The sequence below is a fragment of the Klebsiella grimontii genome, from assembly GCF_042137965.1.
Lineage (GTDB): Bacteria > Pseudomonadota > Gammaproteobacteria > Enterobacterales > Enterobacteriaceae > Klebsiella > Klebsiella grimontii.
This window is the reverse complement of the sequence record NZ_CP169721.1, coordinates 249,397-265,677: the sequence shown is the minus strand read 5'-3', so window position 1 is coordinate 265,677 and position 16,281 is coordinate 249,397. Positions and strand designations below refer to the sequence as shown.

The following is a 16,281-nucleotide window of genomic DNA, read 5'->3' as shown; positions in this document are numbered from 1 at the left end:
AGATTTGCCATTAAATCACCGGATAGCCACGCTATCCGGTTTTGCTTTACTGTACGGGCGGAATATCCGTCGCTTCGTTACGCCCTTGCGCAACGTCACTGGTGCTGCTGGACGTCGCTGCGGCCACCGGCGCTGGCGCCATCAGCTTTTCCCACGTCGCCTGCAGATCCTTCATGTTGTATTCCGGCTCGCCCTGCGGCTGCTGCAATACCAGCGCCATATCCTGCGACAGCTGCTGCCGCAGATACTGGTTCAGCATGTCGACCGTCAGCGAATTGAGAAACTCCTGGCGCAGCTTCTGATACTGCTCGGGCGCGATATCCACCACCTGATTTTGCAACGAACGCATCCGCTGGCTAATCAGGATCCAGGTATCGGTGCGCGCATAGGTGGCGAACAGCTTCTGTAGCTCGAGGTTTTTCTGCGCGATCAGGGCATCAAACTCTTCCTGCGGCAGGCCGTTATCGCGTACTTTCGCCAGCTCGCGCGCTACGGTGGTTAAGTTGGCGTTCAGGCGCTCGCCCGGCGATTCGATATTGATCGCGCACTGGGCGCGCTGATAGAGGACGCGGCAGTCAAAGCCCAGGCCGATATCCTTAATATTACTTTTGCTCAGATTCTGCTGTACGTGCCAGAACAGCGCTTCCCGGGCCAGATCGTCACGCCAGTAGCGCTGTAGCGCTACCGAGTCGCGGATCGGCTGCCACGGCGCATCCCACATCAGCGACAGCTTATCCTGGCGCACCGCATCGGTCATGATGCTGACCGGCGTCGTCGGCAACGGCGACAGCGTAGGAACCGCCACCGGCGTTTCGCGCTTGCCCTTCAGGCCGCCGAACGTTTTGTTGATTTGCTCCGCGACGCTGCGGCTGTCCACGTTGCCGACCACAATCAGGGTCATGGCATCCGGCGTGTACCACTTGTGGTAATAGTCTTTTAGCTGGGCAATATCCACCGGCTGCTTCAGCGGCGCCGCCGGATCGTGCCCCAGCATGGTGGACCCTTTCAGCCGATAGCGCCACCAGCCTTCTTTGGTATCCGCAGGCCAGGTCGCCACCATATCTTCGCCCTGCAGCGCGTGGTTGACCGCTTCCGGGGTGATCGACATTTTACCGCTGGCGCTGGCCAGCCAGCTCAGCGCTTCTTTCAGCAGATCGTTACGGTTATTCGGTAGGCTCAGGTTAAACAAACTGTAGTCATAAGAGACGATGGCGGGCGGCAGAGGACGCTTCGGGTCAATACTCTGCTGCCATAGCGAGCGGGCCTGCATGGTCGGAAGGCCGCCGTTTTGCGTCAGCGCGAGACGCGGGATAAAGTGGCTAAAGCCGCTCTGCTGAGTGCTTTCGCTCAGCGAGCCAATATTCACGGACAGGCGAACTTCGATACGATCGCTGGGACGCTGCGGGGTGGCCAGAACCTGCCACTGAAACCCGTTCGCCAGTGTCCCCTGTTGCCAGGCCGGGTCCGGCTGGAGCGCTTCTGCCTGCACATAACCGACCGTCGCCAACATCAGCAAACCACCGGTTAAGAGTCGAATTTTTGTGCCCTGCATGTGAACCCCTGATGAACATTCCTGGTTACAACAGCGGCCCACGGGAGGGCCGCCGAAAAAATATGGTGAGTTAAGTACGTCGGTTAGACCACACGGAGATGAAAATGTCGCATGTTGACGTGAAATAATCATAAGGGTCACCGCCGCGCATGCGGCAGCGACCCCTAATTATGCGCAGGAGCCCATAGTCCAGCAAGGAACTATGGGCCTAACAGATGGATTTATGAGGATAATTCGTGCGATTTGTTTACCGGCGTACGGTTATTCAGCACATCATCGAGCTGCTGTGAGTCCAGCTCTTTAACCCATTTCGCGACCACAATAGTCGCTACGCCGTTACCTACCAGGTTGGTCAGCGCGCGCGCCTCGGACATAAAACGGTCGATGCCGAGGATGAGCGCCAGACCGGCGACCGGCAAATGGCCGACGGCGGAAATCGTCGCCGCCAGGACGATAAAGCCGCTGCCCGTTACCCCCGCCGCGCCCTTCGAGGAGAGCAACAGCACCACCAGCAGGGTTATCTGATGGAAAATATCCATATGGCTGTTCGTGGCCTGAGCGATAAACACCGCCGCCATCGTCAGGTAGATTGAGGTTCCATCGAGGTTAAAGGAGTACCCCGTCGGGATCACCAGCCCCACCACCGACTTACGGCAGCCCAGCTTTTCCATCTTATCGAGCATACGCGGCAGCGCCGACTCGGATGAAGAGGTGCCCAGCACGATCAGCAGCTCTTCGCGGATATAGCGGATAAATTTAAAGATGCTGAAGCCGGTGGCTTTGGCGATTGACCCCAGCACCACCACCACAAACAGGATGCAGGTGATGTAGAAGCAGACGATCAGCTGGCCGAGCTGCACCAGCGTACCGACGCCGTATTTCCCGATGGTAAAGGCCATGGCTCCGAAAGCGCCAATCGGCGCCAGGCGCATAATCATATTGATGATGCCGAAGATCACCTGTGAGAAGCTTTCGATAACGTTAAAAATCAGCTGGCCTTTGCTGCCGAGGCGGTGCAGCGCGAAACCAAACAGCACCGCAAACATCAGCACCTGCAGAATGTTGCCGCTGGCGAAAGCGCCAATCACGCTGCCGGGGATAATATCGAGCAAGAATGCCACGATCCCCTGGTCCTTCGCCTGTTCGGCGTAAACCGCCACGGCCTTCGCGTCGAGGGTCGCCGGGTCAACGTTCATTCCGGCGCCGGGTTGCACCACGTTAACGATAATCAGGCCGATGATCAGCGCAATGGTACTCACGATTTCAAAGTAGAGCAGCGCCACCGCGCCGGTGCGACCGACGGCCTTCATGCTCTCCATCCCGGCAATCCCCGTCACGACGGTACAGAAGATAACCGGGGCAATAATCATTTTAATCAGCTTAACGAAGGCATCGCCGAGGGGTTTCATCTGCGCACCCAGTTCCGGGTAAAAATGGCCCAGCAGAATACCGATCGCTATGGCCGAGAGAACCTGGACATAGAGGCTTTTAAAGAAAGAGATTTTCATAGGGTGTCCTTTGGATATAACCACAGACCGTGAGGGGGTATTGCGTCCGTGGCTTAAAAATAACACCCATGAAACATTTCAGAAATAACGAGTGATGAAATTGCAATGTAATTGTTAATTTATTTGAACTGACTCGCGTAAGCTAACAATACGTTTACAAACTTGCATCCTCTACGGCGGCGGGTAAAAAGCGAGCGATAAAAGCCTCAGGCGGCATGGCGCAGCCAAAAAGATACCCTTGCACCGTCTCGACGCCCGCCTCCTGCAGCCAGCGATACTGCTCATCGGTTTCGACGCCCTCCGCGACGATGTGCAGATTCAGCCCTCGCGCCAGCTGGATAATCGCGGGCACCATGCTGATGTCATCAGGTAGCATATCGATAAAGACTTTATCGATTTTCAGGATATCCACCGGCAGCGATTTAATATGCTGCAGTTGACGCAGGCCGGCATAGCCCATACCAAAGTCATCCAACGCGATCCGCACGCCCGCTTCACGTAGCGGACGCAGCAGGGAAATCATGGCCTGCGGGTCGTCTATTCGACGACTTTCGGTGACTTCGAGTATCAGCGTCCCTGGCGCGATACGATAGCGCGCGAGCAGCGCCAGCATTTCCGCGCCGCGATCGTGATGCAGCAGCTGTAGCTGCGACACGTTGACCGATAGCGGCAACATGATCCCCTGGTTTTGCCAGGCGGCAAGCTGTCGGCAGGCCTCTTCCATCACCCAGTAGCCGACCGGGACGATCAGGCCGCAGGCTTCGATACGCTCAATCAGATCGCCCGGCAGCGACCAGCTCCCGTCAGCCTGACGCTGACGCAGCAGCGCCTCTGCACCGCAGACCTCGCCGCTGGCGGTATCCACCTGCGGCTGCAGCCAGATGGCAAACTGCTGATTATCAAGCGCCGTTAAAATATCGTGCTCTTCCATCAGGCGGCGCTGCGCTTTTTCCATCTGTTCTGGATCGAAGAACTCAATCTGATTTTTACCTTTACGCCGCGCGGTGACGGCGGCGGAAAACGCCCGGCGATAGAGCTGTTCGCCGTTAATTTCACCGTGAAACATCGCAATGCCGACGCTGGCGCAGGGGCGCAGCTGGATGCCGTGCAGCGGTAAACGTTCGCTTAAGACAGTAAGTACTTGCTTACTTAACGTCACCGCCTGCCAGGGTTCGGTAATTCCGTGGGCCAGAATCGCAAAATCGTAGCCGCTCACCTGGGCCAGCACCATCTGCGTCGGGATAACCGCCCGCAGCTTTTCGACGAGCGTCAACAGTAGCATTTCGCGCTGCGTCTCTTTAAGTACGCCAGCGGTATCCTGCAGCGTTTCGCAGGCGACGATCAGCAGTGCAGACGGCTGCGGACGGGCGACGGTTTGCTCCAGCATGGCCATCAGAAAGGCTTTGTTCGGCAGCTCGGATACCGGGAAACGGGTCGACTGCAAAGAGAGCTCGTCGTGCATGCGCAGCAGCGTCTGCTGATTGCGGTTGTAGCTACGCACCAGCATGCCGATTTCATCATCATGATGTAAACGCGGCAGCGTGAGCTGATGGCCCAAACGCTCATGCTGCGGGACATCGTTCAGCTCACGGGCGATTTTACGCAGCGGGCGGACGATCAGGCGGTTGATACACCAGGTGATCGCCACCGTCAGAATCAGCACCAAGAGTAAGTAAGCAGTCACTAACGTTGCCAGCGCGCTCATGACGAATTTATACATGCGGTAGGAATCGGCCTGCAGCACCAGATAGGCCAGCGGCTGCGGGTTCGCCGGACGTTCAAGGGAGTAAATTGGCAGTGAAATCTGCACCGGCAGTTCGAACATGCGGGTGATCGTCACCGGCACCGGGCGTTCGGGAATAAAACGCATCCGCAGCGCCTGGAACTGGTTGGGCAACACGACATCCGCCCGGCTGACAATGCCCGCGGGCTGAATACGGCTCAGAATGGCTTCCGCCTCAGGGATATCGGCTTTCAGGATAGCCGCTGACAGCGGTTCGCGAACGGAACGCGCGATGCTTTCTAACTGCGTGGCCGTGGTAAAGCGACTCTGCTGAACGAAGTGGAACAGCAGAATAGAACAGAAGACCAGTACAAACGCCATGGACACGCTCGCGACCATCGCCATCTGTTTAATTGTAAGTGAACGGCTGACGCGCAACGGGGGTTCTCCACTGAAACTGAACGTATATCCGACGAAAATCCATCCACGCCGGTCATTTTCAGGCTGATTATATACTCAAATTGTTCGCCCGCGCCCGAGGGCGCAAAGCCATGCCTTCGGGACGTTTTCCCGGAGACGGCGCGGTGCGCCTGTCCGGGCTACAAAACCCAAAACCGCACGGACCCGTAACCGGGGGCATTCCCGGGTGGCGGCTGACGCCTTACCCGGGCTACAAAACCGTCCGGGCGACAAGTTCACCACCGCCATCGGGCCGGTAGCCTGGACAGGCGCCCCTCGCGCCGCCTCCGGGATGCAGCGCGCAGTGCAGCTTCAGCGCCACCGGAAGGGAAATCTGCGTGCCTGACCGAAGGCAACGAGTATACGCGAAGAGCGCCGTGGAGTGGCGCCCTGTCGCATAATTCAGTCTAATCTGCTACCAGTCGGCGTAAGGCACCAACGGCTGCGGTGGCATATCCATATCGCCCTGCCAGCCGGAAGCTGAATAGCGGACGTACAGCAGCGCGTGGCTCGGGGTGTAATCCTTCGCCTGCTGAATATCCACCGCCGCCCCGACAAACCAGTTGCTGGTGACCCGTCGCTCAATCAGCGCCCGCGCGGTATAGCCGACGCCGGAACTGCTGCTGCCCTCTTCCGTAAGCTGGCTGGCATCATGGCGATACTGCGAGGGAAGCAAATTGAGCAGCGGATAGCGCGCCTCGGTTTTGGTGCGCGAATGGGACCACGACACCGAGCCTCCCAGCTCCCATGACCAGTTCTCCGTCCGCTGACGCCAGGTGACCGGCACCGAGAAGGAGACATATTCCTGCGGACTGTAGTAACCGCCCTGACCCAGGGTATAGCCGCTCAGGTCTTTATCATAGTGCCAGAGCATATTGTTCAGGCCGACGGTGACCCGGCGGTTATCTTCATTAACCACTTTATAGTAGTAGCCGGTCATCCAGCGCACGCGCCAGTTGTCGGCGACGTTTTTCCCGGTCAACTGGTCGACGCCCAGCGAAGACCAGACGCCGTTGGCTTCGCCTTTATCGTAGCTCAGACTCACACCGCCGCCGTCGGCGCGCACTCCGCCCCAGGTCTTGCCGGTATGGCCGTCGTTAGGATTATCTTTCTGCCCGCCAAAGGCCAGCAGCGAGCTGGAGATGGGGCGTCGGTGGAGATTAACGGTGTAGCCCACCGGGCCAACGTCGCTGCTATAGCTCAGGCCGCCCACCACATCAACGACGTTAAAGCCCATCGGCGTAGTGCCGATATCGCCGCTCCAGGTCTCGTTCTTCCAGCCCACCGCGACGCTGGCGCCGCTATCGCTCTGGTGTTTGCTGCCGCCGGTACAGGCGATTTCGCCGCAGGTACCCCAGCTCGGCGAATAGCTGCCGTCGCTCTTCGTCGAAAAGCTCCCGGCGTCCATATTCACCAGATCGGTACGGAAGAACATGCGCCCGTCGGCCAGCGGCGCGTCCACGTGCAGCATGGTGGTATGCGCTTTCAGGTCGGAATAGCCGCCGGTACCGCTGGAGCCCCAGTAATCATGTTCGAGGGTGACATTAAGATCCTGCTGACGATAAAGATCGGCGGCGTCGCTGCGGATCCCGCGTTTCAGCCAGTCATCGCTGCTATCGTTACGCGTCAGCCGCGTAAAGGTGTCGTTATCCTGCGGGCGCTCGCGGGCAACGCCGGAGGCCACCATTGCATCTTTATAGCCTTCCAGCGCCTGCTGCGGCTCGTCGTTCTGCGCCTGAAAACGCGCGGCGTCGCGCAGCACCAGCGCGCTTTCCATTGACGGCGGCTGCGCTTTCGCCTGCGGCACGATGCGGGCGAAGGTTTGCTGCGCCTGAGCGCGATCGCCCAACCCGGCCTGCGCCTGGGCGATACGCCGCTGCATATTGATAGAATCGATGTCTTCGCCCTTGAGCTGCGCCACCTGGGCGCGGGCGGCGTTTTTATCGCCATCGGCAAGATACACTTCCGCCAGGCCCAGACGCGCATCGCCGTTATCCGGCTGCTGGCCCAGCACCCGCTGATATTGAGCAATCGCCGTCTGGCTGTCGCCGCGCTGCTGCGCCCAGTCCGCCAGCGTCAGCGCGTAGCGCACCGACGCCGGCTGCTGTTGAATCAGCGCGATGGCCCGGTCTTCCTGGCCGTCGTCGCGCAGCTGGTTTGCCTGACGCAATACGTTATCGCTTTGCAGGCGCGCCTCCAGCTCGCGGATATTGTCCGTCCACTGCCCGCGCGGCAGGGCGTTAATCTGCGCCAGCGCCCTCTCATCCTGATTATTCCCGGATAAATAGAGGCCGTAGGCGTAAACCCGGTCGGCATCGCCGGGCTGGCGGTTGACCATCGCGCGCATGATCGCATCGGCTTCGCTGCGGCTGCCCGCGCTGACCAGATCCCGCGACAGGCGGTAGGCGATCCACACGCTATCCGGGTCCAGCGCCAGCCGTCTGCGCTGCACTTCCGCCGCCTGCGCCCAGTTGCCCTGGCTCTCCAGCGCTTCGGCCTGTTTCTCCAGGCGATCGTTGGTCAGGCTGCGTTCAATATCATCAATGCTGCGCCGCTGGCCCGGCGACAGGCTGGCGATATACGCGCTGGCTTTTTCCGGCGATTCGCCGCGATACAGATTCGCCAGACCGCGCACCGCCAGGCTGTTGCCGCGATCCATACGCAGCGCGCGCTGGTAGTAACGCTCCGCCGCCGCATTTTCTTTACGCGCCGCCGCCACGTCGCCCAGCCCCAGCACCGCATAGCTATCGGTATTGTCTATACGCTGCGCCTGGGCGTAATGATTTTGCGCCTGCGCCAGCCGGCCGCTTTTCAGGGCGCTATCGCCCTGCTTAATCAGCAGCCAGTAGCGGTTAGTCTTGAGCAGGCTGTCCCACTTATCGCGGCTCGGGCTATCCGGGTCCATTTTGATGGCTTTACTCAACTGGGCGACCGCCCGCGCCCGATCGCCGCGCTGAGAGTACGCCTGCCCTAATGCGCCAACCGCGTCGCTGTCTTTGGCATCCGCCCGTACGGCCTGCTGCAAATCGGCCACGGCCACCGAACCTTTCCCGGCCTTCACCGCCGCCAGCCCCTCCGCGCGATCGCGGAACGTCGGGTCTTTTAGCTGCGTCTGCTGCTGAGCGAGCAGGACGCGGGCATTCGCCGAGGTGGAACCGGTGGGAAACTGCATGAGAAAGCGCTGCAGCGCCTGCACGCTGGCCCGGCTGACCGGCATGCTTTTCACTTCGTTAAACCAGATATCCGCCGCGATACCGCGGCCCGCCGCCGAGCGCGACATCTGCTCCAGATAAGCAAATCCCTCTTCCGGCTTATTATCGCCAAACATCTGTTTCGCCAGCGCCGTTTGCAGCGAGACGTTGCCCGGCAAGCGGGCGTTAAGTTTTTTCAGCTGATTGATGCCTTCGTTATGACGGGCGGGCAGCCGCGCCACCAGCGTCCAGTACTCAATCGCCGCATCATCATCATCAGGAACGCCGTTAAACAGCTTCTCGTAAGCGACGATGGCCTCATCAACCTTCCCGGCCACGCCCAGCAGGCGCGCCTGCTGCAGCTCCTGGCGACCATCGCCGGTGCTGCTTTTCATCTCGTCGCGCGAGGCTTTCAGCTCAGGCGATTCCGGCGCCAGCTTCGCCAGACGCTCCAGCTGCTGCTTCGCGCCGGCGGTATCGCCCTGGCGGAGAAGATAACGCATCCGCGCGGCGACAACGTCCGGGTTATTGGGGTCGATCAATTCCAGGCGGTAGAGCGACTGGCGCACCAAATCCTCACGTTTGCTGGCCTCGCCGAGGCGGACCTGCTCCAGTAGATGCTCCTGAACAGGGGTAGTCGCGGCATGCGCCAGCGGCATCAGCGCGACGCCCAGGGAGAGAGTGAATAAGCTTAGTGAGAACTTGTGCATTCCTGGTTCCAGTCAGGCCGTAATTCACCGCCGGCGGTGAAACGAAAACGGTGTTGATCCCATCCCTGGCCGAAAAGGGTCAGGACCGCGCTGTAGTATGCATCCGCCCCGGGATAGTCATCGGCGACGCGCTGGCGCTGAATGGCGCGGGCATCTTCCTTCTGCAAGAACGGCAGTAACGCCGCGGAGAAGCCGACCGGGCCATTGCCGGTGGTTTTACCGGTCGCGATGTTGGTTTTTTCCGGCGGCACGCCCTGTGAAACCGTCTGAGCCGCCATCGGTTTAAAGCGCGCCAGCAGGGGGGCTTTTTGCTTATCGCCGTCATCGAGCATACCGGTCCACAGATAGACGCGGATGGCGTCATAGCTGCCGATAATCGGTTTATCCGCTTTCAGCTGCCAGCCTTTCCCTTTCTGGTAGCGCACCCAGTCAGGCGAGAAGCCTTTTGGCGCGGTCTCCAGCAGCAGGCGCAGATTGTTGTCGCGTATTTTCGGCCAGGGCGCGCCAAACGCGGCAAAATAGGTTGCCAGCTGCGGCGGTAGGTAGCTGGGATTAAAACGCCAGCCGCCGTCATCGACAAAGCCGACTTTTCCCGGCAGCACCAGCGGCCCCAGCCCCGGCACCGTGGCCACTTCTTCGGCGGCAATGCGCGCCAGCAGCGCTTTACCGACTTCCGTATAGTGAGGCGTTTGCCACAGACGTCCGGCTTCCAGCAGCGCCCAGGCTATCCACAGGTCGGAGTCCGAGGCGGAGTTGCTGTCCAGCACCGTCCACTGGTCATCGCTCTTTTTCCCCCACAGCCAGCCCGGCAGGTGCGCGCGCAGGTCGCCCTCGGCAAGGTTGTTTTGCGTCCACTCGAACAGCTTGCGGAAACCGTCGCGATCGTTAGCCGCCAGAGCAAAGAACAGCCCGTAGCTTTGCCCTTCCGAGGTGGTGATTTTTCGCGCATCGCTGGGATCGATAACCCGACCTTCGGCGCTGACGTACTCTTTTTTAAACTGCTCCCAGGCCGGCCACTGGCAGGCGGCGCTCACCTGCGCCGCCGCCAGCATCAATACCGATAACACCACACTACGTACCGCGTTCATCATCAATTACTCATCATCAAGATCGAGGCGGCGACGGCTGATAATACGCAGCATGCGCCACAGTACCCATGCCAGCAGGACGATGCTGACCGCCGCCAGAATCGCCAGCAGCACCGGATGGCTGGAGAGTGCAAACCAGATGCGTTCGAACCACGGCAGGTGGCCGATATAGTAAATATCGCCCACCCTCAGGCTGTTAACGCCCGACTCACGAATGACCGCAACGGAACCAAACATCGCCGCGCGTTTACCGCTGTCGTTAAGCGCCTGGGTCAGCAGTTCGTTGCCGCGCGGGCTGTCGGCCAGCAGCGCCACGACGCTGCGCTGATCGTTGTACGGCGACTGGAAGCCAATAATCGCCGCCATCGGCCCAGTCGACGTGACGTCGGTGCGGGTATTCGGCGTTCTGGCCTCGGTATCGGGATAGATGCTGGCCAGATCGTAGTGGCGCATCGGCATTTTCACCCAGCTTTTGGCCGCTTCAACCAGCAGGTTGATTTTCGTGTCGTCCTTCAGCGCCTGCGGAATGGAGCCAATCAGCAGCAGGTCGGCGTCTTTGTCCTTAATCTGGCCGCCGTCGTCGGTCATGCGCAGGTTAATGGCCGCCAGGCCGGTTTGCGCGCCAATGCCGCCGGCCGTCTCCAGCAGCGTGGCAACCTGGCCCTCGGTCGGCGATTTGGGCACCACGACCAGGGTATCGGCGAGATCGGCCATCCGGCTGTACGGGAAGCCCGCGTTAGCAAAGACGCGCAGATCCGGCATCGCCATAAAGTGATAGTACTTCGAGAAGTCGATGGTCGAATCATCGCCAATCACTACGTGGTTCTGCACCGGCTGGAAGGTAATACAGTTATCGATGGAGCCGCCCGGCATCGGGTTCATATACTGGAAGTCGAAGCGCAGCTGATTCATGGCGCCGAGGCGCAATGCCGGGATCGTCACTTCCGTTTTGCCGTCCAGCAGCCCCTGCAGCACCGGCAGGCGTAGTATCAGCTTATTCACATCCTGCGAGCTGTTGAGGCTGAAGGACTGTAAGAACTGATCGTTAAGGCTGATATCCATGCGCGAGCTGTCCTTAATTGGCGGCATGGTGTAGCGATAGTTCAGGTTCATATCGATGCCGTTGGCGCGCAGCAGGTAGAGGTCCGGCGGCAGGTTCAGCGCCACGTTGATGGAATCCGGCACCAGGCCGCTGGATTGCAGCTGCTGTTCGTAGGTTTTCAGCTCGGCAAAGGTCACTGCCCGATCGGTACGCACCCAGTTTGGCGCATCGTACGGTTTACGCGCCTGCAGCTGTTTGACATCGTCAACCGTCACGCTGCTGCCGCGGAACAGAATATTGCCCTGGGCTATCCCCTTCGCCGCCTGCAGCAGGTCTTTGTCATCCCGCCCGAAGACCACCAGCAGCTTGACGTACGGATTATCCGGGTGGTCGATCATTTCAATCGTCGGCGCCTTAACCGGCGGGTGCTCGCGCAGGAAGTCCGGGCGCTTATCGTTAGTCGCGAAAACAATGGCGTTACGGTCCGGCAGTTGGTTGAACTGGACCGGGAACTGCTGGCCGCGCCAGCCCGCCTTACTGCCGAACCAGGAGGCGATAATGGCTGCCGCCTGCTGCTGCAGGACATCCGGCGCGGAGGCGAAAACCATCGGCAGCGTCAGCTGGCGGTTATCGCGCGAATCGTAGAACGGCACCGGGAAATGCGAAAGATCGTTGCGCACGTTCAGCGACTGGTAGGTTAAATCCAGATAGCTTTCGCGACCGACGTCCAGCCACAAGGTGCTGCTGGCTGGGTTTTCACACACATCGCGATAGTGGCCGACAAACTCAAGACGCACGCGGTTAAAGTCGGTGATATAGAGCGGATCGATAGGGATCTGCGCGCTGACTTTTTTGCCCAACTGCTCTTTGGTGACCGGCAGCACGCCCATCAGCTCATCGTTAAGATACACCTTCAGCTGCGACTGCACTGGCAGCAGCGACGGAGAGGGCGTGTAGTCGAGATTCAGCAGCGCTTTCGCCACCACTTCATCGCTGCGCATGCCGAACTCTACCGAACCCTCAGGGCGCGCGCCCCGCAGCACCATGCTGCCCGGAGGCGGGGCGATTTTAGCGAAGGTCAGCTTCACGTCGCGGGTCGGGGCGTTATCCAGCACCACCACCGGCGCCGCCGGGTCGGCAAGCGTCGCCGTGGGCTGACTGTCCGCCACCGTACCGGCGATACCGGGTACCGTCGTCGTCTGCACGGCCTGCGCCGTCGGTTCCGCATACGATGCGAAGGAGGACCAGCCGCCAATGCCCACCGCTACTGCACAAATCAAAGAGAGTTTTCTGTTCATCGCATTATCATCATTGTTGAGCCATCGCCGGTTCTGCCGAGAGTGTCGCCGCAGCGCGTTCCGGACGGCGCGGAATAAACGAAACAAACCAGGCCACCAGCATGGTGAGCGAGCGGAAAATACCCTTCACCGACGGCGGGGAGAACTCCGCCAGGTGACGATATCCACGGAACCCCAGCTTCAGGATATCCAGCAGGCTTTCCATCGGCTTATCTTCCGGGAAGCTATCCTGCCAAAGCGCCCACGTATCTGCGCGGGCAAACGTACACTGTACAAAATCGATATGTTGTTGATTGCTTAACGGCAGCAGCTGTAGCCCAACCTCGCTGCCGTTGACCCGCGCAACCCGCACCGGGAAGGCGTACTCCTGCTGCCCGCGCTTCAGCAGCAGCTTGACGTGCTGGCTTTCCAGCACCTGCGCCTCGCCGTGAATTTTGACGCCGAGGCCGCCGTCGGAGTAATCATGGACGGTACAGGAGAACAGGTGCCCATCTTCGCGGGCAATCGCCGCCGGCATCGACATCTCCACGCGGTGCGATCGCCGCACCTGCTTGCTTTCAACCGAGACCGCCACCGCGCCGCCGAGGATAATCAGGTTATAGAACACCCAGATAATGCTCACCCAGACGGTCAGGATTTCGTTTTCCGGGCCGTACATAAAGCGCCAGATCCCTACCCCGACGCCGACCAGGTTCAGCAGCACGAGGTAGATATAGGGACGCGAAATCACCCAGTCGACGTACTCGTCCTCCACCAGTCCGCCTTTCGCCGTCACGTTGAATTTACCCTTATGCGGGTTAATCAACGCGACAAAGGTCGGCGGCGCGATATACCACGCCAGCACCGTTTCATAAATTTCACTCCAGAAAGAGTGGCGGTATTTGCCCTGAATCTTCGAGTTGGTCAGACTGGCGTGAATCATATGCGGCAGCACGAACAGGGCGATCATCAGGGCAGGCGCATAGATGATATAGGCGTGCAGCAGCAGAAACGCCAGCGGCGCGGTCAGGAAGATCAGCCGCGGAATACCGGATAGAAAGTGCAGCATCGCGTTGACGTAGCAGACGCGCTGCGCCAGCTTCAGCCCTTTGCCAAACAAGGGGTTATCAAGGCGGAAAATTTGTACCATCCCGCGGGCCCAGCGGATGCGCTGGCCAATATGCGCCGACAGGCTCTCCGTCGCCAGACCAGCCGCCTGCGGGATACGCATGTAGGCTGAAGTGTGCCCGCGGCGGTGCAGGCGTAGAGAAGTGTGGGCGTCTTCCGTCACCGTTTCCACGGCAATGCCGCCGATTTCATCCAGCGGGCCGCGGCGGATCACCGCGCAGGAGCCGCAGAAGAAGGTCGCATCCCACATGTCGTTCCCGTCCTGCACCAGGCCATAAAACAGCGTGCCTTCGTTCGGCGTTTTGCGAAATCGCCCCAGGTTGCGCTCAAACGGGTCCGGGGAGAAGAAGTGGTGCGGCGTCTGCATCATCGCCAGCTTCTTCTCTTTCAGGAACCAGCCCATGGTCATCTGCAGAAACGAACGGGTCGGCACGTGGTCGCAGTCGAAAATCGACACGAACTCGCCCTTGGCGTACTTCAGCGCGTTGTTGATATTGCCGGCTTTCGCGTGCTCATGGGTGGTGCGCGCAATGTAGTGCACCCCGACGTCTTTGGCGAACTGGCGGAACTCTTCGCGCCCGCCGTCGTCGAGGATCCAGATATTAAGCTTGTCCTTCGGCCAGTCGATCCCCTGCGAAGCGTAAATGGTGTTTTTCACCACGTTGAGGTCTTCGTTATAGGTCGGCACGAAAATATCGACCGTCGGCCACTGCGCCATATCCTCCGGCAGCGGGACCGGCTGACGGTTCAGCGGCCACACGACCTGGAAATAGCCCAGCACCAGCACCACCCAGGCGTAGGTTTCAGCAAACAGCAGAATTATCCCGCACACCAGGCTCACGGGGTCATCCCAGTTGAGCGTCGAGGTGTAGCGCCACCAGATGTAGCGGCAGGAGACAGTCAGCGACAGCACGATCAGCATCAGGGCCGAAAAGCGCCCAGGAATGCGCCGCACCAGCAGCGCTACGCCCCACAGGAGCAACAGGAAAATAAACTGCGAGAGCGGATTAAACGGCTGGGTAATGCAGAGCAGCGCGAGGATCAACGAGAAAAAGGTTATTGCGCCCAGAATAAGCCGCCGTATCTTCGGATTCAGGTGCCCCAGCTCTTTATGCTTATCCAGATGGCCGGTACGGGCGTTGACCTTTTCCGGCAGCTTTTCCAGCCACTGGGCGTAGCGCCCCTGGACGCCTTCCAGCGCCGCCAGGGAACGCCAGTTAATCTTTTTATCCGGCTCCGGCACCCGCGTCGCCAGCAGCCACACGGCTTGCAGCAGGTAGCGAATCGGGTCCAGCGGGCGCGGCCGATGCGGATTAATATGCGGGAAAAACTCGCCGTGACGTTCGCGGATAGCCTGCCAGCGCGGCGTTTCCAGCGGCATAAACGCCCATGCCAATGACGCCCACAGGCAGCCCAGCGCGGCCGACAGCCACGAGGCGCCGTGCTGGCGGTAATCAAGATAGCGCTCGCTCAGCCGTTTCCCGACCGGCGGCGCCAGCAGCAGCGCGCTCAGGCGAATCATTCCGCCCCCTTCCCGGCGTAGTGCAGCAGACACCAGTTGGCAAGCGTCAGTATCTCCTCCGCCGCCAGCGAGTCCTGGCGGTATTCGCCGAGGGGCTGCTTGGCCGCCAGACACTCCGCCATCGCCTCATCACGATGGATAGTCACCGGCAAAATGCGCCGCTGGCTCTCCAGCCACAGCTGATACAAATCCTCCTGCAGCTGGCTGCCGACGCGCAGTTCGTTAATCAAAATATCGCTATTGACCGGCAGCGCCTGCTGATGGAGGCGAATATGGCTATTGCCGTCCGGGTGGACCACGACCAGCGTGCGGTCGCAGACGTTGATCAAGGAGCGGGTCAGCGGGGAATAACCGTCCGGCAGGTCAATCAGCAGCCAGCGGTGATCGCCCTGCTGGTGGAGCTTCTGCACGATCCCGGCCATCGGCGCCAGCGTCGGCTGGAGCCGCTCAATATTTTCGCGCTCGCCCGGCGTCAGCTGACCAAAAGGCAACAGATCGATATGCGAAGTATAGCGCAGCCCGGCGTCGCGCCAGTCGGTGCCGTCGATCGTGGCGCGCGCCCAGCCCGCTTTGTGGCTGAAATCGACGTTGAAAAAGAAGCGCAGCATGTTGTCCGGGCTGGCGTCCACCACCAGTACGGTTTCACCAAGTAACTGCAGCGCCCAGGCCAGCGCAGCGGTAATCGACGTGGTGCCAGTACCGCCGCGCACGCCCTGTAATCCCAGAATCGCCATCGATGGCTTCCTTACTTTTTCTCTGCTAATTCAGCCAGTAATGGCCAACGTTTTAGCGCCGCGGTTAACTGCTCGCGTCGGGAAATATCGTGGTAGTTAATATCAGGCAGGGAAAATGCCCGGCTTAACGCCAGGAAATCATTTTGAAACGTGTAGCCCAAAGTCGCATCGGTGGGTACAGCAGGCTCTTTTGCTGGCATTTCTCTGTCCGTTGGAAAATACAATAAATTAAACCGAGAGGCGTAAGTTCATCCTTAAAATATGTTTACATGCTAAAACTGATGTCCTTTAATTTCAATGTTAGGTTTACTCTGACGCTTTCGCTAGTAAACTAATCAAGTGTAAAT

General features: G+C 59.7%; 9 protein-coding genes. All 9 read right to left on the bottom strand.

The features are described 5' to 3' along the window. Positions 1 to 46: 46 nt before the first annotated feature. A complete protein-coding gene (locus tag ACE3MN_RS01205) occupies positions 47 to 1,552 on the bottom strand; it encodes a pitrilysin family protein (protein WP_098066182.1) in 1,506 nt (501 codons plus the stop codon). A 221-nt stretch (positions 1,553 to 1,773) separates the two neighbouring features. Continuing rightward, positions 1,774 to 3,060 carry a dicarboxylate/amino acid:cation symporter gene (locus tag ACE3MN_RS01200; RefSeq protein WP_004126321.1) on the bottom strand — a complete coding sequence of 429 codons (1,287 nt, stop codon included), beginning with the start codon at positions 3,058 to 3,060 and terminating at the stop codon, positions 1,774 to 1,776. Between the two features lie 154 nt (positions 3,061 to 3,214). Then, complete coding sequence (hmsP, locus tag ACE3MN_RS01195; protein WP_049090205.1) at positions 3,215 to 5,221, bottom strand: biofilm formation regulator HmsP; 2,007 nt, start codon at positions 5,219 to 5,221, stop codon at positions 3,215 to 3,217. A 436-nt stretch (positions 5,222 to 5,657) separates the two neighbouring features. After that, complete coding sequence (bcsC, locus tag ACE3MN_RS01190; protein ID WP_375364236.1) at positions 5,658 to 9,143, bottom strand: cellulose synthase complex outer membrane protein BcsC; 3,486 nt, start codon at positions 9,141 to 9,143, stop codon at positions 5,658 to 5,660. Next, the gene (gene bcsZ / locus ACE3MN_RS01185; protein WP_024359772.1) at positions 9,125 to 10,234 is read right to left on the bottom strand and encodes a cellulose synthase complex periplasmic endoglucanase BcsZ; all 1,110 of its coding nucleotides are present in this window, start codon (positions 10,232 to 10,234) and stop codon (positions 9,125 to 9,127) included. Before bcsZ ends, bcsC begins: the two co-directional genes overlap by 19 nt. Before the next feature lie 3 nt (positions 10,235 to 10,237). Beyond that, positions 10,238 to 12,571, bottom strand: coding sequence for a cellulose biosynthesis cyclic di-GMP-binding regulatory protein BcsB (gene bcsB, locus ACE3MN_RS01180; RefSeq protein WP_221026768.1), 2,334 nt, complete (start codon positions 12,569 to 12,571; stop codon positions 10,238 to 10,240). A gap of 10 nt (positions 12,572 to 12,581) precedes the next feature. Continuing rightward, positions 12,582 to 15,200: a UDP-forming cellulose synthase catalytic subunit gene (gene bcsA / locus ACE3MN_RS01175; RefSeq protein WP_024359770.1), complete on the bottom strand. Its 2,619-nt coding sequence runs from the start codon at positions 15,198 to 15,200 to the stop codon at positions 12,582 to 12,584. Then, entirely contained in the window at positions 15,197 to 15,934 is a 738-nt protein-coding gene (bcsQ, locus tag ACE3MN_RS01170) for a cellulose biosynthesis protein BcsQ (RefSeq protein ID WP_375364235.1), read from the bottom strand. The genes bcsA and bcsQ overlap by 4 nt, the downstream gene beginning before the upstream one ends. 11 nt (positions 15,935 to 15,945) lie before the next feature. Further along, positions 15,946 to 16,134 (bottom strand): cellulose biosynthesis protein BcsR, encoded by a 189-nt coding sequence (gene bcsR / locus ACE3MN_RS01165; RefSeq protein ID WP_004126335.1) that lies wholly within the window; start codon positions 16,132 to 16,134, stop codon positions 15,946 to 15,948. Between the last annotated feature and the right edge of the window lie 147 nt (positions 16,135 to 16,281).

Coding starts and splice junctions, on each gene's coding strand:
- ACE3MN_RS01205 (WP_098066182.1), bottom strand. CDS start 1,552: ATGCAGGGCACAAAAATTCGACTCTTAACCGGTGGTTTGCTGATGTTG.
- ACE3MN_RS01200 (WP_004126321.1), bottom strand. CDS start 3,060: ATGAAAATCTCTTTCTTTAAAAGCCTCTATGTCCAGGTTCTCTCGGCC.
- bcsC (WP_375364236.1), bottom strand. CDS start 9,143: ATGCACAAGTTCTCACTAAGCTTATTCACTCTCTCCCTGGGCGTCGCG.
- bcsZ (WP_024359772.1), bottom strand. CDS start 10,234: ATGATGAACGCGGTACGTAGTGTGGTGTTATCGGTATTGATGCTGGCG.
- bcsB (WP_221026768.1), bottom strand. CDS start 12,571: ATGAACAGAAAACTCTCTTTGATTTGTGCAGTAGCGGTGGGCATTGGC.
- bcsA (WP_024359770.1), bottom strand. CDS start 15,200: ATGATTCGCCTGAGCGCGCTGCTGCTGGCGCCGCCGGTCGGGAAACGG.
- bcsQ (WP_375364235.1), bottom strand. CDS start 15,934: ATGGCGATTCTGGGATTACAGGGCGTGCGCGGCGGTACTGGCACCACG.
- bcsR (WP_004126335.1), bottom strand. CDS start 16,134: ATGCCAGCAAAAGAGCCTGCTGTACCCACCGATGCGACTTTGGGCTAC.